This window comes from Acinetobacter sp. YK3, from assembly GCF_001729365.1.
Classification (GTDB): domain Bacteria; phylum Pseudomonadota; class Gammaproteobacteria; order Pseudomonadales; family Moraxellaceae; genus Acinetobacter; species Acinetobacter vivianii.
This window is the reverse complement of sequence record NZ_LZPJ01000033.1, coordinates 19,882-41,089: the sequence shown is the minus strand read 5'-3', so window position 1 is coordinate 41,089 and position 21,208 is coordinate 19,882. Positions and strand designations below refer to the sequence as shown.

Sequence of the window (21,208 nt, the reverse complement as noted above, 5' to 3'; positions counted from 1 at the left end):
CTTATAAATTTACAATAAAATATTTTCCAACAATTCCATTTATAATAAAAATCCAACTATTAATTTTAATAAAAATAATTTTTTAATTGAAATTAATTATAAAAACAAATGATTACTATTTTTTAAAATTAAAAATATAATTTACACTTTACTATACAAAATTTTCTTAATTATTCTAATGCTATTCAGTATTCACACTCCATAAGATGAGAGTTCATTCAAGTTAAAACTAAGATGACAATGCACAAAAGTCAGTGCCTTAAAAGTAACACCAGAACAATACATAGGCTTAAATAAAAGCTAAACATGAGATGGATAAGCACACAAGAAATCACTGCTCTGTGCATATCACTAAGTGAGTCTATCCGACTGAATCTCAAGGTTACACGTGATAATAGTATTAACAATTTAATAAATAAATTTATTTAAATCTTACATTTAATCGGGTTTTACTATAGAGAATGCTTATCACTTGAAGAATGAGATCAAATGACGTACCAAAACGAAATACAGACTTTAACCAATCTTGCAACCACCTTTCGAGAAGCTTTGGATCACGTGACGAATGGCTTTATTACAGGGGCATTTAGTAAATTCCCAAAGGAATGTGGTTCTGATGCCTGTGACCTTTTGCAGTATTATTTACTCAATGTCCATTATATTAAGTCTGATTATCGGGTCGGAAAAGTTCAGATTTCTTCACGCACACCAGAAATCGCTCACTGTTATCTGGTCGTAAATGGCGTTATTCTTGATCTTACAGCCGATCAATTTCATAAAGAATGGTTTCCTAAAGTCATTGTTTGTGAAAGTGCCCAGTATCCTTTGACACCTTATTTTAAATATGTGCGTAGTAAATCTGGACAAGACCTTATTCCATTAAATCCTTATTTACAGTCTATTTATGATCAAGTGTTAAAATATTTACAAAGAAAATAAGTTTATCTTTCAAGTGAAATATTCGAGTATAAAATACAGCCTTATTATTTTATACTCGAACAAAAAACAGTAAAGTCTAGCGATATTCGAAAAATAAAAAGGTGCTGTATTGTCTACTCTATTTCTACTACCCGCATACTGCTTCTGTATTCACATTTGAATGTGACATCGTCTGTAAATGTTCAAAAAAATGATGCATATTGGTTGCCCATTTGCTCATATCTTTATCAGCGATCAAATAAGTGTTGATGTCTCCAATAAAATCCATGTCATGTATCTGCACCCGATCAGCAAAATGTGATTGCTGTACATAACTCACAGGCAAAATCGCAAGCCCAACATCTAGACTGACACAACTAACGATGCCATCCAAACTTCCCATTTCTATGATATTCGCTGCCGGAAGTTGAAATGATGAAAGAAAGGAATCAATTGCTTTGCGATAACTACAGCCTTGCTTGAAGGCAATAAATTTCTGTTGAACCAGATATTCCTTTGAAAGTTGTTGTGGCACTTTTTTTGAAGAAATTAAAACTAGTTTCTCTGTCCAAACATGAAAATTAAACATGCCTTCGATCGGGGCATGATTGGCAACAAATGCACAATCTAGCTTGGAGACTTTTACCAAATCGATCAGCTCTCGACTCGGAGCAGTCGATAAGGCAAAAGGGAAATCGGGCGCAGATTCTTGTAAATCCCGAAATAAGGCTGGAAGCCTCACCGCCGCTGTTGTTTCCATACTGCCAATTTCTAAAGGACAACGGACTGCCATTTGTGTATTACAGAAGGTATCCAGCAGCTCTTGTTGTAGATCGAGCATTTTTTCTGCATAACCATATAACTGTATACCTGCCCGAGTCGGCTGAATTGGATTCTGCCGATGCAACAGTTCAACTTTAAGTTCGGTTTCTAGTTTCTTGATATGACTGGTGACATTGGACTGTACCGTATGTAATCGCTTTGCGGCTTCGGAAAAACTGCCTAACTTCATCACTGCTATGAACATTTCTAAAGACTTAATCTGCATCTCTATCACTATTAAAGATAGTTTGTATCAATTCAAATCATTTTACATGATTAGTGACTCTTGTTTAAATTTTATTAAATTTCTCCAGATGTCATGCTGATTCAAAATGAACGTGTCTAAACTTATATTTCTCATCTGTATTCTAAGTTGTTTTAGCTATGGGCTTTTTTTGGTCGATAGCAAAATCTTTGGCAAAGCACGACCTTTAGATCACATCAACTATAGCGATTAAATTTTGGTGCTGAACATGATCAATACTAAAGGAATAAACGCTCATAAGCAGCAAACACTGCAATCCGCATTCTGTGCAGCGCTGATTATGGCGATTGGGATGGGATTTGGCCGCTTTGCATTCACGGCGGTCTATCCACATATGATTGAGGAAAGCATTTTAAATTTGCATAGTGCCAGTGTCGCAGCATCCGCTAACTATGCAGGCTATTTGTTTGGGGCTTTATTCGCAATTAAAATCCAGTCGCAGCACAGCTATTTCACCTGTGTATTTGCAACGGTAGGTACAGCACTTTGTCTCACCCTTCTTGCTTATCTAGATTCAGCTTCGGTCATTATTCTTATTCGTGGTCTTGCGGGTGTATTGAGTGCCTTCGCTATGATTTCAGCCTCGTTATGGCTGTTAGAACAACAGAAACAAGTGCATCAAGCCCCTATTTTATATGCAGGCGTTGGTCTTGGGATTGCCTTGTCCGCTGAACTTTTGGTTTTTGGCACACAACTTGGGTGGCAGAGTAAAAGCTTATGGTTATTGCTTGGGCTGTCCAGTTTTGTCCTTGGCTTCGCTGCTATTGTGGGTTTATCTCGAGCTCAACCCAGACAGGTGTTAGAGTCGCATCTCTCTCATGGCAATACTCAACAGCCCAAAGCTGTCTCATTGATTCTGATTTATGCCTTGGCAGGTTTTGGCTACATTATCACGGCAACCTATTTACCCCTACTGGTCAAACAGGCCTTGCCGAATATTGACGCGGCACATATCTGGGCGATCTTCGGTTTGGGTGCGATTCCTTCTTGTTTTTTCTGGCATTATCTACATCACAGACTTGGGACACGAATCGCTTTATCTTCTAATCTGGGAGTACAGGCCGTCAGTGTTGTCTTACCTATCATGCTGCCAACCACTTTAGGTTATCTGTTGAGTGCGTTACTGGTGGGTGGAACCTTTATGGGAACTGTGACCATTGCCATGCCTGTCGCACAGCGAATCGCACGTCAAAGCAAAAGTAATTTAATTGCTATCATGACCGTTGTCTATGGTCTCGGTCAGATCATCGGACCAATTGCAGCAAATACCCTATTTTCAATCTATCACACCCTTAATAGCTTACTAATAACTGCTGCGGGGGCCTTATTGATTGCAACACTGATGAGTCTAAAATCAACTGAAGCGATTCATTAAGCTGGAATAGATGACTTAAAAAACCTTCATCTGCTTGTATTGTTGCAACTCATCTAAGGAGTTAATGCTATGACAAAACAGGCTTTGCTTCTGAAATGCCACCGTCTGTCCATTCAATTGTTTAAAACAATCTCGCAAGCTGAGTTTGTTCTCAGCGATTGCTTGTTCCAGCACCGATAAACTTTCTCGCTTCAGCAAACAAAATGGATATAACGCATCTCCATTAATTGTGACGTAGGCTACTTGTGTTAGAAGATTCTTGTGTAAAGCACGATGCAGTTTGACTAAAACCTGATTGGGAATATAAGTCACATCACAGGGAATAAATAAAACATAGTCAGCTTTAATATGCGACCATGCGCTTTTCATGCCCATTAATGGGCCTAGAAAACCCTGCTGATCATCGGCATAACATTGAATATCTGGTTCAATTTGTTGGTAAATCGAACGATCACGATGGCTATTTACCCAAATCTGTTGTACTTGGGTCTTAAAATGCTCAGAAATTTTTAACAGTTGAATCTGATCATCAAACTGTTGCAGTAGCTTATTCACGCCATTCATACGGCGCGCTTGCCCTCCCGCCAAGATCACCAGATCCGTAGCAGGATATTCGGTATTCATGCTTCTGCCTCCAGCTGACAGGTTTTGATCAAGCCACGAATTTCAGGTAAGCAGGAACCACAATTTCCGCCTGCTTTTAAACATGCAGTGACTTGTTTTTCATGCGTGATATTTTGCGTTTTAATGGCTTCAATAATCTTATTTTTACCCACTTTAAAGCAACTACAGACCAATGGTCCATCATTATTTGCAGCAGACATTGGCATACCCGCCAGCAGTGCTTTACGATGCAGAGCACTTAATCGTTCACGTTTAAATAGGCTCGCCACCCAATCCCGATCAGGTAATAGATCGGCAGGAGCGATATATAAACTGGCAACCAGAATACCTTCTTTTAAAATCACACTATGACTGAGTTGCGATGAAATATCTTCAAGGCTTAACCATTCATAAGTTTCATCGACAAAAGGTAGGAAGCTTTTTAAATTCTTTTGGGTTTGATCAATACTCTGACGATCAGCAATTTCATAACGAATCGCTTTTGCAGTTTTGATCTTGGTCCACCATGCACAATTTTGCAATGAGGCTTTGATATGATGTTCAAAGCCTTCACGTACATAGAGCACACCTTGCCAAGTGGTATGGAACGGCTGAATTGTAACAGGGGTATGTTTAAATTCAGGTTCACCTGAAATCGCATCCACCACAGGATTGACCACTTTACCAATCCGCGCATCAGAAGCGACTTGCTCAGTCCAGTGAATCGGTGCAAAGATTTGACCACGGCGAACCCCTTGCGCCAAGGTCACCCGCAGCACGCAACGGCCCCATTCCGAACGAACTTCGACCAAAGCTTTATCACGAATACCAAATTTTAACGCATCATTCGGGTGAATCTCACAAAATGGTTCAGCGCGATGTGTGGTGAGATTTGCCGATAAACCCGTGCGAGTCATGGTATGCCACTGATCACGAATACGCCCCGTATTCAACACCAAAGGATAATCTTCAGAAATCGCATGCACTGGATCTATGGCCACGGTTGGAATCAATTTGGCTTTTTGGTTTTTATGGCTAAAACGACCTCGATCAAATAGCTGCTCCACCGCAACACTTTGACCTTTCTCCCATACAGGCCATTGGATTGGACGTAAATGGTTATATTCATCCAGACTTAAATTCATGAGACCTTTCAAATTGAAATAACGGAAATTTTCAACTTGGTCACGTTGGTCAACACTGGCATTTTGATAAGCCGATAAAGCCGCATGTTCATTAAAAATGTCAGCAGCGTAATTAAAATCAAACCCGTTAAACCCCAGTTTTTTTGCAACCTGAGCAACTGCCCACCAATCGGCTTTGGCTTGTTTTGGCGGCGTTAAAAATGCACGTTGACGTGAGATACGGCGTTCAGAATTGGTGACTGTGCCATCTTTCTCCCCCCAACCCAGCGCAGGTAACAATACATCTGCATACGCCGTGGTATCGGTATCTGCACAAATATCAGAGACCACCACAAACTCACATTTTTCCAAGGCACGTTTGACTTGATCTGCATCGGGTAAGCTCACCACAGGATTGGTTGCCATAATCCAGATCGCTTTGATTTTGCCACTTTCCACGGCTTGGAATAAATCAACTGCTTTTAAGCCTGCCTGCTTGGCAATCACAGGACTGTTCCAGAAATCTTGTACCAGTTTTTGATGTGAAGGATTGTCCAAATCCAGATGTGCAGCCAACATATTGGCGAGTCCACCCACCTCACGGCCGCCCATGGCATTGGGTTGACCCGTCATAGAAAATGGCGCTGCACCTAATTTGCCAATTTTCCCAGTCAGTAAATGACAGTTGATAATGCTATTGGCTTTGTTCACCCCTTGAGAGGATTGATTAACGCCCATTGAAAATAGCGTAATCACTTTCTCCGTCTTGGCAAATTTATCAAAAAACAGTTGTAATTTTTCTGCGGAGATCCCTGTCCGTTTCACTAGTCCATCAAAATCTTGTTCGCTGCTACTCGCAGCTAAAAGTGCCGCTAAACCTTCGGTATGGGCCTCTACAAAATGCTGATCGATGTAATTATTGTGATATAAATACTGAAACAAGCCGTTAAATAATGCCACATCCTGACCAGGTAAGATCGGCAAATGTAAATCCGCTTGCTCACAGGTACTGGTAAACCGAGGGTCAACCACCACTACAAATAAATCTGGATTCTTGCTCTTTGCTTGCATAATCCGTTGATACAGCACGGGATGACACCATGCGGTGTTGGAACCAACCAGAACCACCATGTCAGTATGTTCAAAATCTTCATAACTGGCTGGAACAATATCTTCACCAAAAGCCCGTTTATGTGCCGCAACCGCAGATGACATACATAAGCGTGAATTGGTATCAATATTAGCCGTGCCCAAATAGCCTTTTACAAACTTATTCACCACATAATAATCTTCTGTCAGCAACTGACCTGAGACATAAAATGCAACACTGTCTGCGCCATATTGATCAATACAGGCTTGAAATTGATCTGCAATTTTCTCGATGGCTTGATCCCATGTAGTGACTGTGCGATGGTTTTTACGGCCAAACATCGGATGCAAGACACGGGTTTCCAAACCCAACGTATCTGCAAGATTGCTGCCTTTAATGCAGAGTCGTCCAAAGTTTGAAGGATGATTCATATCACCAGCAACTTGTACCGTCGTGCCATGCGTTTTATGTTGGACACTGACATCCACACCACAGCCCACGCCACAATAGGGACATGTTGTTTTTGTTATGATTGTTTCTGCTTGATCGGAGCGACTGTGTTCTAAATTTTGAATACTGTTCATGACTGCTCCTTTTACCTAGTTAATCTTTTTAAAGATGCATACTCTCGGGAGTCTTACCGAGTTTTCATCTTATTTTCAGGCTAAGCCTTCGGCTCGACCTACTTTTCTTTCGGGAAAAGTAGGCAAAACCATTGTCATCTGCAAAACCTGTTCTCTTCTGTCACCTACTTAGATTCATCGCAGAAACATTTCTTACAAAAACCATGCAGGTTGCAGATGACTTTTCCGAGTATCAAACTACTTACATAAGAATTTAATTTCTTAGAAATATTACCCTGCCTTTTTCATTGCAAAATCCTTACCAAATAACAGCTTGTTTCTAAATGTAGAAACGGGTGTTTGATCTGCAATCAACTCGGCATACCACATGCCATCTTCGGTATCACCAAACAAAACTGCACCAATCACTTTGTCTTTCTGGATAATGATACGCTTATAAATTTGACGTTTATCATCATTGAGGATGATGTCTTCATAATCCTCTTTCGGTTCACTATTTTCTAAATCAATTCGCCCAGCCGAGAATACGTCGACACCACTGACTTTTAACTGTGTTGGTACGGTTGGCGATTTAAAAGTTAAACTACCATGTTCAGCCAAATGCGTTGCACAGATGAAGGCTTGCCCCCAGAGTGGTTCAACCAGACCAAAAGTTTGATTACGATGCTCGATGCATTCGCCCACAGCATAGATACTTGGATCAAAGGTTTGCATGGTGTCATTCACCAAAATGCCTCGATTACAACGTAGTCCTGCACTTTGCGCCAAAGCAATATTTGGACGAATACCAACAGCAAAAATGACTAAGTCAGCATCCAGTACAGTTCCATCTTTAAGACGGACTTGACTAACATGACCATCTTCACCAATCAATGCTTCAGTATTGGCTTCTGTAATGATATTGATACCCTTTTGCTCAATACTATGGCGCAACATACGGCTGGCACGACCATCCAACTGACGTTCCATAATTCGATCCATCAGGTGCAGAACCGTCACATTCATACCACGTTGTTTCAGTCCATATGCCGCTTCCAGACCCAGCAAACCACCACCGATCACCACGGCATTCTTCTTGGTTTCGCAATATTTGATCATGGTGTTTACATCATAAATATCACGGAAGCTGATCACGCCTTTTAAATCCACACCTTGTACAGGTGGAATAAATGGCGATGAACCAGTCGCAATGATCAAACGATCATAATCAACGCTTTCGCCTTTCTCTGTATGTACAATCTTGCGAGTACGATCAATTTTTACCGCAGGATCATCAGCGATAAATTGAATCCCTTTATCGCGATACCATGCATGTGGATGCAGCATGATGTCATCAATGGTTTTTTCACCTGAAAGCACTGGTGACAGCATAATACGGTTGTAATTGCCCCAAGGTTCTTCACCAATCACCGTCACCTCATAGCGATCTGGTGCCATGTCCAGTAAATCCTCTAAGCAACGCATACCCGCCAGTCCATTGCCAATCAGCACCAGTTTCAGCTTTTCTTGCGCAGCGCCATTATTGGTAATATAGGTTTTTTGCGGAACAGACCCAACCCAAACACGACCATTTTCAATTTTTGTTGGGAAAACCAATAACTTTTGGTCTTTATCTTCCAGACAACGACCCGTCGCTAAACTGAAATGTTGCTTATAAATCGGCGATGCAATGACACGTTCACCTTGTAAATCGCCAATAATGCCACGGCACATCACGTTGGCTTGGCTGAACGGATCCTTATTGCTCAAAGCATAAATGCGTTTTTCATGCCCAACACGAAACAGTGCCACTGATTGACCTTCAATCAATGCGCCGACACCTGTATTTGGTGTGATGTCATCCAAAGCACACACCTCAACCCATTGATTTTCTGGCAGCATATTCATGTTCTTTAAACTGGTCATTTGAATTCTCCTTATGCTTCAACCATTGGGATACGATCGACTGAACGTTCAGCGTCATTTAATGGGCGAATTTGATCACGCACTTGAGTAAATTGAATATGTGGATCAGCTTGCTCTTCTGCACTGGCGTTGATATAGGTTTGGAAACGTTTACGGATTTCAGGGTCTTCAACCGCGGTACGCCATTCATCTTGATAAGTGCCAATCACATGGCTCATACGAAGTTCTAACTCTTCGGCAAGCCCTAGCGAATCATCGACAATCACTGATTTAAGATAATCCAAACCACCTTCCATATTGTCACGCCATACACTGGTGCGTTGTAAACGATCTGCGGTTTGAATATAGAACATAAAGAAACGGTCGATATAACGGATCAAGGTTTCCGTATCAAGGTCAGAAGCCAATAATTCTGCATGACGTGGTTTCATGCCACCATTGCCACAGACATACAGGTTCCAGCCTTTCTCAGTTGCAATTACCCCAACATCTTTACCTTGTGCTTCAGCACATTCGCGGGTACAACCCGACACTGCCATTTTTAGTTTATGTGGTGAACGTAAACCTTTATAACGATTCTCAAGTTCAATCGCTAAGCCCACAGAATCATCGACGCCATAACGGCACCACGTACTACCGACACATGATTTCACGGTACGTAATGATTTACCGTAAGCATGACCTGATTCAAAACCTGCTGCGTTGAGCTCTTCCCAAATAAATGGCAGTTGATGGATTTGCGCACCAAATAAGTCGACCCGTTGTCCACCTGTGATTTTGGTATACAGGTTATATTTCTTGGCAATTTGACCGACAGCGATTAAACCATCTGGTGTGACTTCACCACCTGCCATACGCGGCACAACCGAATAAGAACCATCTTTTTGAATATTGCCCAAGTAGTAATCGTTACTGTCTTGTAGACCCGCATGGCTTGGCTCAAGTACAAAATCATTCCAGCACGATGCCAAAATATTAGCCGCCATTGGCTTACAAATATCACAGCCTAGACCATGACCATGTTGATGAATCAAATCGTCAAAGGTCTTGATTTCATTGACACGAACCAAGTGATAAATTTCTTGGCGTGAGTATGGGAAGTGCTCACAGACATGGTTATTGACCGTTACCCCTTGACGCTGTAACTCCGATTTCAACACTTGCGTCACTAAAGGTGCACAACCACCACAAGCTGTCGCTGCTTTGGTACATTTTTTCAATGCACCCAAAGAGGTTGAACCATCACAAATCGCTTGGCAGATATCAGCTTTAGAAACGTTGTTACATGAACAAATGGTTGCACTATCAGGCAATAAATCGACACCACTGCCACCTGCTTTCGCACCTGAATCCGCAAATCCCGGCATGATCAAACTTTCAGGCGTTTCGGGAGGTGTCAAACCATTCAACATCATTTGTAAAAGATCATTGTATTCTTTGGCATCACCCACCAATACCGCACCAAGCAATTTGGTCTTGTCTGCGTCAACCACAATTTTTTTATAAACCAATGCATCCTCATCAGCATAGAAATAGCTGAGTGAGTTTGGCGTCATCCCATGCGCATCACCGACGGAGGCAACATCAACACCCATCAATTTCAATTTGGTGCTCATATCTGCACCTGCAAAACAATGCGTATCTTCAGCGAGGATATGTTTTGCCGCGATTCGTGCCATGTCATAGCCCGGTGCAACTAAGCCATAAATTTTGTTATCCCACAGTGCACATTCACCAATCGCATAAATATTGTCATCTGAGGTTTGGCAATAATCATTGATTTTAATCCCGCCACGCTCACCCAATGCTAAGCCACTGACACGCGCTAATTCATCACGTGGGCGAATCCCTGCCGAGAATAAAATGATATCGGTTTCCAATTCGCTACCGTCGGCAAATTTCATCACATGTGTTGCACTTTCACCCGCTTCAATACATTGCGTGGCTTTTTGAGTGTGAACTTTAACCCCAAGATTTTCAATTTTACGGCGTAGCACTTTACCGCCAAGATCATCGATCTGTACCGCCATCAAACGTGGTGCAAATTCCACCACATGCGTTTCCAGATTTAAATCACGTAGTGCTTTAGCAGCTTCCAAACCCAACAAACCACCACCAATCACCACTCCTGTCTTCGCATTCAAACTTGCTGTACGAATCGCATCCAAGTCTTCGATGGTACGATAGACAAAACAGTTTTCACGGTCATTGCCTGAGATCGGAGGAACAAAGGCATAAGAACCTGTTGCCAATACCAATTTGTCATAATGAATCACATCACCGAAATTGGTGGTCACCGTTTGCTCTGTAGAATTGATCTCAACCGCTTTGGTGTTTAATCGGAGGTCAATACCATGTGCGTCGGCAAAATCAAAACGAGCCAGCGATAAGTCTTTTGCTGTTTTACCAGAGAAATATTCGGTCAAATGTACGCGGTCATAAGCAATACGAGGTTCTTCCGCAAGAATGGTAATTTCTAATTCATCATCCGCTTTCTCCAAGATGGCTTCGATGAATTTATGTCCCACCATACCGTGACCAATCATCACTAATTTCATTGTGTTTCTCCTAAAATCTGACGAATGATTAAGCTATGCTGCTTTGTTCTGAGCCACGTTCTAAAACGGCCTGTTCAAACAGACGTTGTTCTTTTTCTTTATGTTCGACTGAGAAGCGGATCAACATGACTGAACCTGCTGCAAAGACGACTAGGCCACCTAAAACCATTAAACAGGTTTGAATATCGACCATGCCTTTTAATAGGAAGCCTGCTGCAACTGCACCCACATTGCCGCCTGCTCCAATAATGCCTGCCACACCCCCTAAAGCATCACGATCAATGAATGGCACTAAAGCGTAAGTTGCACCACAAGCCATATGGGTAAATAGTGCAAATACCGTCATACTCATCATGGCAAGTGCAACGCTATTCATTTGTGAAAACAGCATCAGGAATAAACCTTCACCCAAGATCAGGATAAACAGCACTTTGGTACGACCATCCAGTCCTTTTTTCAGTGCGACTTTGTCTGAAACCAGTCCACCTAAGGCACGAGCAAATAGAGCCAATAAACCAAAGATTCCCGCAGCTAGACCTGCTTCTTTTAATCCGAAATTGAAGTGCTCGACGTAATACATCGCAATGATGTTGTGCATGAAAATTTCGATACCAAAACACGCAGCATAAGAGGCAAACAAAATCCAGACACGATAGTTGCGTGCTGCGTGCATCAAGATTGCAACACCACCTTTTTTGTCACTTCCAACCACAACACCTTGCTCGCGCAATGCTTTAAAGTCGCCTTGAGGACAATCTTGGGTAAGCTTCCAGTAAAGAATACCGACGATCACCATCATCACACCTGGAACGATCAGCGCAATTCTCCAACCCATCGCCTGTTCAACACCAAACATCACCAATGCAGCCAATAGCAATGGCATCAAAGCTTGTGTAGCACCACCACCCGCATTACCCCAACCCGCTGAAGTGGCATTTGCGGTTCCCACCACATTTGGCGCAAACATAATGCTGGTATGGTATTGCGTGATCACGAAGCTGGCACCGATGGCACCAATCAGCAAACGGAAGAAAAGGAAGGATTCGTAACTATTGGCAGCGGCTACACCAAATACAGGAATACTGCCGATGAGTAACAAAGCGGTATAGGTTTTACGTGGGCCATACTTATCACACAGTGGCCCGACAATGAGGCGGACTACAATGGTGATTGCAACAGCAGCAATATTGATATTTGCGATTTGGTCTTTGGTTAAATGGAATTCACCTGCGATCACCGGCATTAAAGGCGCACAGGCAAACCAAGCAAAGAAGCAAACAAAGAAAGCCAGCCAGCTCATGTGGAATGCCCGCATTGCTGGTGCAGAAAAGTTAAATAACTTGATTGAAGTTGCTTTTTTAGCAGATAAATCTAAAGACATAGCCATCTCCCATACTGAACGTAATTTGCTTTGTTGACACATCAGGTTGTGTAAACAAATCGATCAGATCGGACATCGTTGGCCGTCTTATAACTTTATAAGTCATCTTTGACTCATGAGATATTTAGCAATTGCTATGCCAACTTTTTAAAATACAACTTCAAAAACAGGGTAAATAATTGTTTTATATTAATTATAGTTAAATACATTCTCCTAAAAATGCATTCTATTTTATTGCTATATTCATAAAAATAAGAAATGAACTGTTTTACAGCAGCATTGAAACCGCCTCAAAAAAACTCTTTTTCCGCACCAAAAATGCGCATGTTTACTTTGTGTTGGCTGGTCACATCTTTTTCATTTTTCTTTCTATCAATCGCAGTACACTAATCTCTATGAAGCATCTGGCCATGAATGCAGTTCGAGATTTACCCCTCATTGACTGGCATTAAATTTGCTTCAAAACAATCGTCTCTATCCTATACCGCACATGACCTTAGATGTGCTTTGACTTAGCGTTTGACCTTTATACTTATGCCGAAACTCAAGATCGCTCTTATTGATGACGACCAGGCTCGGGCTGAATACCTAAAAGCATGCTTGATTGAACATGACTTTGATGTGGTGGCTTGTTTTACGCTGGATCACTTCAATCTATTTAAACTCGAACACCTCCAAGCAGATGTGATTCTGCTGGATATGGATCATCCACATCGTGATGTAATCGAAAGTTGTGTCAGCAACTTTGATCTACCGACTGTCCTGTTTACCAAAAATGCAGATAAGGACACCATTAAACAAACCATTGACGCGGGCATTACCGCTTATATCGTCGATGGTATTGACCCAAGCCGCTTACATACCATTCTCGATATTTCCATTGAGCAATATAAGAAACATAAAAAGCTGGAAGGTGATCTCAAAGATGCCAAGACCAAACTGGCAGATCGTAAAGATATTGAAAAGGCCAAAGTGTTGCTGATGCAATTACATGGGCTAACCGAAGATACCGCCTTTCAACTGCTCAGAAAAAATGCCATGAGCCATCGCATGACCATTGGAGAAATGGCGCGGCGCCTCCTTGATGCTCAACAACTGTTAAATAATCAATTAAAGGATGAGTAAATGGTTCATTCTATCGTATTAGAAAAAACTGACTTACAACTGGGCTATATTCCTTTACTCGACTGTGTTGCACTGCTTTGGGCTAAACAGCGTGGTTTTTTTGCCGAAAATGGATTAAATGTTCAACTCATCAAAGAAGCATCTTGGGCAAGTTTACGAGACCGTTTGGCTTTTGGCCTGCTAGATGCTGCCCATTGCTTATCCGCCATGCTTCCCGCTGCGGCTATAGGCGCTGATCAGATTGGTATTCCGCTGCAAACACCCTTAGTGCTGAGTGAAAATCGCGCCTTTATTAGCATCAGCCAAAAATTATGCTATCAACTGAATATTGTTTCCCAAGATTCGGCTGAGTCCTCTGCCCATAAAGTCTTTGAATATATCCAGAATAACCATCCTTTGTCTCTTGCTCATGTATTTCAGCATTCAATTCATCATTATTGCTTAAGAGAATGGCTGGCCTTGGCTAGTCCTGAATTGGCACAATCCATTCAGTTAAAAACATTACCACCACCCTATATGGTTGAAGCCATCAGCAATCACCTGATCGATGGGTTTTGTGTAGGCGAACCCTGGAATACACAAGCTGAAATTCAGGGCCTGAGCCATATCATCTGCTCCAGCCAACAGATCATTCCTAATGTTGCAGATAAAGTGCTTGCCGTAACACAAGACTGGGCCAAACAGCACCCCAATACACTCATTGCACTGAGCCGTGCGATTCTGAAAGCACAACAGGAATTACGAGAACTGCAAGACTTTACGCAGGTATGGCAAATGCTAATGGACTTTGATGTGATTCAATTTCCATGTTCAGCAGAGATTCACGTCGAGAAGTATTTTAGTATTCAGGAGATTATTCGGAACTTCGTACAAAATAGTGCTGAACCCCAAGCAGAAGATTTTGAATGGCTATTTCAACAAATGTATAAATGGAATGATGTGACGTCAGAAAAAACCATCTATCTTGAGCAAGCACAGCACTGTATCTTGGGCTCGATTTATCAAGCTGCCAAAGAAACTTAAATCTTGGACAAAAAAAAGCTGTCTTGAAGTACCAAGACAGCATTGAAAGACCCATAAAAGATTACGCCAATCAGATGTAATCCTTTAAGTGATTGTTATCATATTGAAGTCATGCATATCTTTTTCGGACATTTTTATGTCATTAACTGCCATCCAGAATCAGGGATTTCATCATTTTTGCCAATGGCAACAACAAGCACAGTGTTCAATCCATAAGCAGCACAATACATCTCTATATAGTACCTACCCACGAAATGAGAATACTCAGATAAAGGGACCAGAATTTAAGCTTAACCATTCGCCACAGCCGATTGCAAGGAGAATAAAGACCAAGATTAATAAAAGTAAAATCAATAATTTACAATAAAAATATAGATTCCATTATTCAGGTTTTCAAACACTAGTTTCCACGATACATTGATCGACAAGTCATGTAAAAACAAACAGGCTTCGGCAAGATTGACTGCTGAGTTACACAAATCCCATGAACGAATTGGGGCAATTCAGTTTAAAATATAAAAAAACGAAAATACGCTGAAATTTGTCATATTTTAACATTGCCAATTCCTTGCAAAGTTTTCATTATATGCACCATGCTTGGTATGCAACTTTCTTCATCAATTAAAACAATTTATAAAAAAATTGCAGAAATTTATGCCATAATAAGCAAACTTTGCAGACATCTTGCAAAAAATATTTGCAGTTTTAGAATTGGAGCAGGCTGAATGAGCTCAACCATTTTGGTGATTCACGGACCGAATTTGAACTTGCTAGGAAAGCGCGAACCAGAAGTTTATGGTTATCTCACTTTAGATGATATTAACCAGCAACTCACCGCTCAGGCTAAACACGCATCACTTACACTAGATACTTTTCAAAGCAATTGGGAAGGTGCGATTGTCGATCGCATTCATCAGGCACAAGCTGAAGGGGTAAAATTTATCATTATCAACCCTGCTGCCCTGACTCATACATCAGTTGCTTTACGCGATGCCCTTCTCGGCGTTGCCATTCCATTTATTGAGGTTCATTTGTCAAATGTTCACGCCCGTGAAGCATTTCGTCATCACTCATATTTATCAGATAAGGCCATTGGCGTGATTTGTGGCTTAGGTGCGAAGGGTTATTCCTTTGCACTCGATTACGCTATCGAAAAAATTCAATCTTCTAACTAATTTTAAACACATTAGGAATGCTCACTCATGGATATCCGTAAAATCAAGAAGCTCATCGACTTGATGATTGAATCTGACTTACAAGCGATTGAAGTTAAGGAAGGTGACCAGTCCATCTCATTAACTCGTCCTACTCCTGTTTATGCAGCAGCGCCTGTTGCGGCAGCGCCAGCAGCTTCTGCTCCAGCTGCTCCAGCAGCTAAAACACCACGTGGTGCAGTTGAAACTTCTCCAATGGTTGGTGTGTTCTATGCAGCACAAAGCCCGGGTGAAGCACCATTTGTAAATGTAGGTCAAACAGTTTCTGCGGGTGAAACACTTGGTATCATCGAAGCGATGAAAATCATGAACCCGATCGAAGCAACAAAGAGCGGTGTTATTGAAGAAATCTTAGTGAAAAATGGTGAAGTGATCCAATTCGGTCAACCACTTTTCCGCTACCGTGCTTAATTTGTTTGGGGATTCCGATGTTGCAAAAAGTATTAATTGCAAACCGTGGTGAAATCGCTTTACGAATTACTCGGGCTTGTAAAACTCTTGGCATTAAAACAGTTGGTATCTATTCAGATGCTGACAAAGACTTGATGCATTTACGCTTCGTTGATGAAGCGGTATGTATTGGGCCAGGTACCACAAGTGAAAGCTATTTAAATATTCCTGCGATTATTACTGCTGCAGAAATTACAGGTGCAGATGCAATCCATCCTGGTTATGGCTTCTTGTCTGAAAATGCTGAATTTGCTGAAATTGTAGAAAGCTCAGGTTTCATTTTCATTGGCCCTCGCCCTGAACATATCCGCCTCATGGGAAATAAGGTTTCTGCCATTATTGCCATGAAAAAGTCAGGTGTTCCAACTGTACCAGGTTGTGACCATGCAGTTACGATTCACAATGCACTTGCTGAAGCCAAAGAAATTGGTTTCCCGTTGATCGTAAAAGCTGCCGCAGGTGGTGGTGGTCGTGGTATGCGTATTGTAGAACGTGTCGACACCCTACTTGAATCTGTTCAGGCGGCACAGCGTGATGCTGAAATGTGGTTCGGTGATGACACCGTATATATGGAACGTTTCTTACAGAAACCTCGCCATGTCGAAGTTCAGGTTCTTGGTGATGGTAATGGTCATGCGATTCACTTATATGATCGTGACTGTTCTTTACAACGTCGCCATCAAAAAGTGTTAGAAGAAGCACCTGCACCAAACTTACCAGAACAAGCACGTGCTGATATTCTGGAAGCATGTGTCAATGCATGTAAATTGATGCAATACCGTGGCGCGGGAACATTTGAGTTCTTGTTTGAAGATGGTGAATTCTTCTTTATTGAAATGAATACACGTGTTCAGGTTGAACATCCTGTGACTGAAATGGTGACAGGCGTCGACATTATTGAACAGCAACTTCGTATTGCCGCTGGTTTAGGCCTAGCGCTTGAACAAGAGCAAATCGAAGTTAAAGGTCATGCGATTGAATGTCGTATCAATGCCGAAGACCCAACTACATTCCTGCCTTCACCAGGCAAGATTGAAAGCTTCTATGCACCGGGTGGTGCGGGTATTCGTCTAGACTCACATATTTATCAAGGTTATAGCATTCCGCCTTACTATGATTCAATGATTGCAAAATTGATTGCTCATGGTAAAGATCGTGAAACATCTCTAGCTCGTATGCGCCAAGCTTTAGATGAAATGATTTTGACTGGGATTAAAACCAATATTCCATTGCATAAAGATCTTATCCTGCAAGATAAGAACTTCTGTGAACAGGCAATGGATATTCATTACCTAGAAAAGCATTTGCTTAAACAGCTTGAACCGCAAGCTGAAAAAGCCTAAATAAAAAAGCCTCTTCAATAAGAGGCTTTTTTATATCTACCGATTCATTAAGGTAAGACACGACGCAAGGTAGCAAAACATTTATCGCCCTTCTCGCTGGCACAGAAATCAATGGTGTGATCGTTTGACCATTTCACGAAATACTGAGAAACCTCGCCTGTTTGATCCTGAGCTTGGCCAGAACAATCCTTTTCATTATTGTCATATTTAATCTGTAAGATCAGCGCAGGTAGCCGCTCTTTATGATCTTCAGAAGGTTGATAATCATATAAACCATATGACCACTCTTGTCCGCTTTTAATCACCACATCGCTGGAACCACGAAAATTATAGTACTCAACACATTTTTTATTATTTGGAATTTCCATTCCCCATAAACCCATAATTTCAGGGCGTGTTGTTACACGAATCGCATTCGCTTTAGCCACTTGCTGAGGCGTTGGCGCTGCCTTGTTATTTACGACCGTCTCTGCCATAGTCCATGTTGAGCAAGCCCATAATAATCCAATAATATAAATATTTTTCATAGATTTAATTAAGTCGTCATCTAAAACGGTGCATGCGCTTAAATTAGCATATTTTTTGATAAAAACACGCATTCATAACCATATAAACACAATATTTTTAGCACGTCATTTAATTGATTGTTCTGTTATTTTTTTCGGGTATTCTATTTCGCAACTTAGATTTATTTTTACTTTATAACAATTTAGCTTTAGGGATAAAAGCCATGAAATTTTCAGAATATGTGCAATACGATGGTCTTGGATTAGCTCACTTAGTTAACACAAAACAAATCCATCCTTCTGAATTACTAGACATTGCATTACAACGCACTCAACAGGTTAATCCCAAGCTCAATGCGATCATTATTCCCATGTACGAACAGGCAAAACATCGCGCAAGCCAACAACGTTCTGGCACATTTGCAGGTGTTCCCTTCTTGGTAAAGGATCTGTTTCAGGAATACCAAGGCATCCCGACCTCCTATGGTAGCCATGCACTTAAAAACCGTAATTACATCCCTGATTTTAATGCTGAAATTGTCAATCGCTGGGAAAATACTGGTATTGTCACTTTTGGCCGTACCAACACGCCAGAGTTTGGCATTAAAGGTATTACCGAACCTGAAGCATGGGGTGCATGCCATAACCCGTGGAATTTAAAACATAATAGTGGTGGTTCTTCAGGCGGTTCAGCATCTGTGGTAGCTGCAGGCCTTGTCCCGATCGCCGGTGCTGGTGATGGCGGCGGTTCCATCCGTATCCCTGCTTCTTATTGCGGTTTATTTGGCTTAAAGCCTAGTCGCGGACGCACGCCGTGGGGGCCACAATTTAGTGAAGCCATGCACGGCGCAGCAATGCAGCATGTTTTGAGCAAAACTGTGCGTGATAGTGCAGCCATGCTTGATGCCGAGCAAGGCCCAGAACAAACTTCACTCTTTAGAATTGAAGCGCCAGCACAAAAATACAGTGACATTATTCAACAAGTACCTAAAAAGCTCAGAATCGCGTTTAATACCCAATCCCCGATTGGCACCAAAGTGTCTAAAGATGCGATTCAAGCAGTGCAACACACTGCAAAACTGCTGGAATCATTGGGTCATATTGTGGTGGAAGATCACCCGAAAATTGATGGTTTGGCATTAGCAAAAGACTTCGTAACCACATGGTTTAGCCAGTTCTCTTATATGCAGGCACAAATCAAACAACAATATGGAGCAACAGATCAGGACTTTGAACTGGATTCAATCGCCTTGGCGGCTTTTGGAGCAAAAACTACGGCAACAGAATATATTCACACTCTGGATAATTGGGGCGTGTATAGCACCCAGATGAACATCTTCTTTGAACAATATGACCTGTATCTCACTCCAAGCACAACATCAGTTGCACCCAAGAATGGTGAAGTTGCCACGCCAACGTGGCAGAAACCCATCTTAAAAGGCTTGTTAAAACTTGGCAAAGCGCATTATCTCGCACAAGGCAAACTGGTCAAAAAAATGGTACAAGACAACTTGAGCTGGGTTCCTTTTACCCAGTTAGCCAATGTTACTGGCTTACCAGCCATGTCGGTGCCGCTGTACTGGAATCAACAAGGCCTGCCGCTTGGCAGTCAGTTTATCGCACCGTTTGGACGTGAAGATCGCTTACTTCAACTGGCAGCCCAACTCGAACAAGCACAACCGTGGATGCCTCAATATCAAAACATTCAACTCTAATTTAGCTTTTGGCTGCTGTTTCAATGTGATTCGGCAGCCAAAACACCAATAATAGTCCCAGCAACACCACTACACTTGCACAGAAAAAGATGGTCATACCTGAAAACATCTGCCAGTAATGCCCTGCCAACAAACTTCCAGAAGCAACGCCTAAGCCCCACATGGTGCTATACAGCGCTTGTCCACGTCCCTGTTGCTCTGCCGAGAAGTTCTGAAAAATCACTTTCATGGCAATTAGATGGAACAACCCAAAACTAAATGCATGCAGGCATTGGGTCAGCAATTGTCCGATATAATTTGTCTCCAACATCCCCACTAGCCACCAGCGAAGACTGGTCAGCAGTAGACAAATCACCACCAGTGTCCGCCAAGAAAAGCGAGTGAAAAATACTTTTTGCGCGACTGCAAACATGACAATCTCGGCGATAACACCCATCGCCCACAAACTGCCAATTTGTGTAGTACTGAAACCAATTTCTTTGAGGAAATTACTATAGAAACTATAAAATGGCGCCAGTGAAAACAATAAAATAAATTCAATGCTAAAGAATGCAGCAACAATAGGTTTTTTCAGAACAGGCCATAGCGGTTGTAATTTTTTTTGTGAGCTTGGTGCATGCTCAGGCTCTTTAATACTAAATGACCATAGAAAAGCAAGAAATGAAATCGCTAAAAGTAAAACTGGCAACATCGCAATTGGAATAATCTCCAATAATGCGCCAATCAAAAACACTCCGACAATAAAACCGACCGAACCCCACTTACGCACTTTGCCATACAGTTCAGCCCGTTTTTCACCCAGCCAAAATAATGTCACTCCTTCAAATTGAGCCAGAATGGCATTCTGGAAGAAGCTAAAAATCAGCATCAGCAGAGCAACCGATTGAAAGCTGTTTGGAATCACAAATATTGCAAACCAGATACAGGCTTCCATCCAAGTTGCAATGCGTACCAGCAGCATGCGTTTGCCAGACTTATCGGCGATCCAGCCCCAGATGAGTGGCGCAAAGAAACGGGTAATAATGGCAATTGAAGAAAGAATGCCAATCTCTTGATAGTTGAAACCCTGATCTTGCAGATATAGGTTCCAATAAGGCATGAATGTACCAACGATGGCATAGTAAAAGAAGTAGAAACCTGCGAGTCTGGTATTTATCGTAAGTGATGGCATTGATTCGTTTTTTCAGCTAGAACTCAGAATAGTGAC

At 41.7% G+C, this 21,208-nt stretch carries 16 protein-coding genes; 8 read left to right on the top strand and 8 right to left on the bottom strand.

Features of this window, described 5'->3' with window-relative positions; translation table 11 throughout:
* Positions 1–489 precede the first annotated feature (489 nt).
* On the top strand, positions 490–939 hold the full coding sequence (locus tag A9Z07_RS03905) for a hypothetical protein (RefSeq protein ID WP_004771956.1): 450 nt from the start codon (positions 490–492) through the stop codon (positions 937–939).
* Between the two features lie 127 nt (positions 940–1,066).
* Here A9Z07_RS03905 and A9Z07_RS03900 read toward each other — a convergent pair whose 3' ends face one another.
* Complete coding sequence (locus A9Z07_RS03900; RefSeq protein ID WP_081406403.1) at positions 1,067–1,966, bottom strand: LysR family transcriptional regulator; 900 nt, start codon at positions 1,964–1,966, stop codon at positions 1,067–1,069.
* A 247-nt stretch (positions 1,967–2,213) separates the two neighbouring features.
* On the opposite strand from A9Z07_RS03900, the gene A9Z07_RS03895 reads away from it, so the two are divergent.
* Entirely contained in the window at positions 2,214–3,380 is a 1,167-nt protein-coding gene (locus A9Z07_RS03895; protein ID WP_069576933.1) for a YbfB/YjiJ family MFS transporter, read from the top strand.
* A 15-nt stretch (positions 3,381–3,395) separates the two neighbouring features.
* Here the strand turns inward: A9Z07_RS03895 and A9Z07_RS03890 are convergent, their stop codons facing one another.
* The 5 genes from A9Z07_RS03890 to A9Z07_RS03870 all read right to left on the bottom strand — a co-directional run bounded on the left by A9Z07_RS03890 (position 3,396) and on the right by A9Z07_RS03870 (position 12,625).
* Positions 3,396–4,004 (bottom strand): NTP transferase domain-containing protein, encoded by a 609-nt coding sequence (locus A9Z07_RS03890; RefSeq protein ID WP_069576931.1) that lies wholly within the window; start codon positions 4,002–4,004, stop codon positions 3,396–3,398.
* On the bottom strand, positions 4,001–6,781 hold the full coding sequence (locus A9Z07_RS03885) for a nitrate reductase (protein ID WP_069576929.1): 2,781 nt from the start codon (positions 6,779–6,781) through the stop codon (positions 4,001–4,003). The genes A9Z07_RS03890 and A9Z07_RS03885 overlap by 4 nt, the downstream gene beginning before the upstream one ends.
* Positions 6,782–7,051: 270 nt before the next feature.
* Positions 7,052–8,686 carry a nitrite reductase small subunit NirD gene (gene nirD, locus A9Z07_RS03880; RefSeq protein ID WP_069576927.1) on the bottom strand — a complete coding sequence of 545 codons (1,635 nt, stop codon included), beginning with the start codon at positions 8,684–8,686 and terminating at the stop codon, positions 7,052–7,054.
* Positions 8,687–8,697: 11 nt separating this feature from the next.
* Entirely contained in the window at positions 8,698–11,244 is a 2,547-nt protein-coding gene (gene nirB / locus A9Z07_RS03875) for a nitrite reductase large subunit NirB (protein WP_069576926.1), read from the bottom strand.
* A gap of 28 nt (positions 11,245–11,272) precedes the next feature.
* A complete protein-coding gene (locus tag A9Z07_RS03870; RefSeq protein WP_005257281.1) occupies positions 11,273–12,625 on the bottom strand; it encodes an MFS transporter in 1,353 nt (450 codons plus the stop codon).
* A gap of 534 nt (positions 12,626–13,159) precedes the next feature.
* On the opposite strand from A9Z07_RS03870, the gene A9Z07_RS03865 reads away from it, so the two are divergent.
* The 5 genes from A9Z07_RS03865 (at position 13,160) to accC (ending at position 17,780) form a co-directional block, all read left to right on the top strand.
* Positions 13,160–13,750, top strand: a complete 591-nt coding sequence (locus A9Z07_RS03865; protein WP_004771946.1) for an ANTAR domain-containing response regulator — start codon at positions 13,160–13,162, stop codon at positions 13,748–13,750.
* A complete protein-coding gene (locus tag A9Z07_RS03860; RefSeq protein WP_069576924.1) occupies positions 13,751–14,773 on the top strand; it encodes an ABC transporter substrate-binding protein in 1,023 nt (340 codons plus the stop codon).
* 725 nt (positions 14,774–15,498) lie between these two features.
* Entirely contained in the window at positions 15,499–15,948 is a 450-nt protein-coding gene (gene aroQ / locus A9Z07_RS03855; protein WP_004771942.1) for a type II 3-dehydroquinate dehydratase, read from the top strand.
* 27 nt (positions 15,949–15,975) lie between these two features.
* Positions 15,976–16,398 (top strand): acetyl-CoA carboxylase biotin carboxyl carrier protein, encoded by a 423-nt coding sequence (accB, locus tag A9Z07_RS03850; protein ID WP_004771941.1) that lies wholly within the window; start codon positions 15,976–15,978, stop codon positions 16,396–16,398.
* 17 nt (positions 16,399–16,415) lie between these two features.
* A complete protein-coding gene (gene accC, locus A9Z07_RS03845; RefSeq protein WP_069576922.1) occupies positions 16,416–17,780 on the top strand; it encodes an acetyl-CoA carboxylase biotin carboxylase subunit in 1,365 nt (454 codons plus the stop codon).
* A 47-nt stretch (positions 17,781–17,827) separates the two neighbouring features.
* Here accC and A9Z07_RS03840 read toward each other — a convergent pair whose 3' ends face one another.
* Entirely contained in the window at positions 17,828–18,307 is a 480-nt protein-coding gene (locus A9Z07_RS03840) for a hypothetical protein (RefSeq protein ID WP_032864027.1), read from the bottom strand.
* A gap of 203 nt (positions 18,308–18,510) precedes the next feature.
* Between A9Z07_RS03840 and A9Z07_RS03835 the strand changes: the two genes are divergently transcribed.
* A complete protein-coding gene (locus A9Z07_RS03835; protein ID WP_069576917.1) occupies positions 18,511–20,001 on the top strand; it encodes an amidase in 1,491 nt (496 codons plus the stop codon).
* 1 nt (position 20,002) lies between these two features.
* On the opposite strand, the gene A9Z07_RS03830 is transcribed toward A9Z07_RS03835, so the two are convergent.
* Positions 20,003–21,172, bottom strand: coding sequence for an MFS transporter (locus tag A9Z07_RS03830; protein ID WP_171258943.1), 1,170 nt, complete (start codon positions 21,170–21,172; stop codon positions 20,003–20,005).
* Between the last annotated feature and the right edge of the window lie 36 nt (positions 21,173–21,208).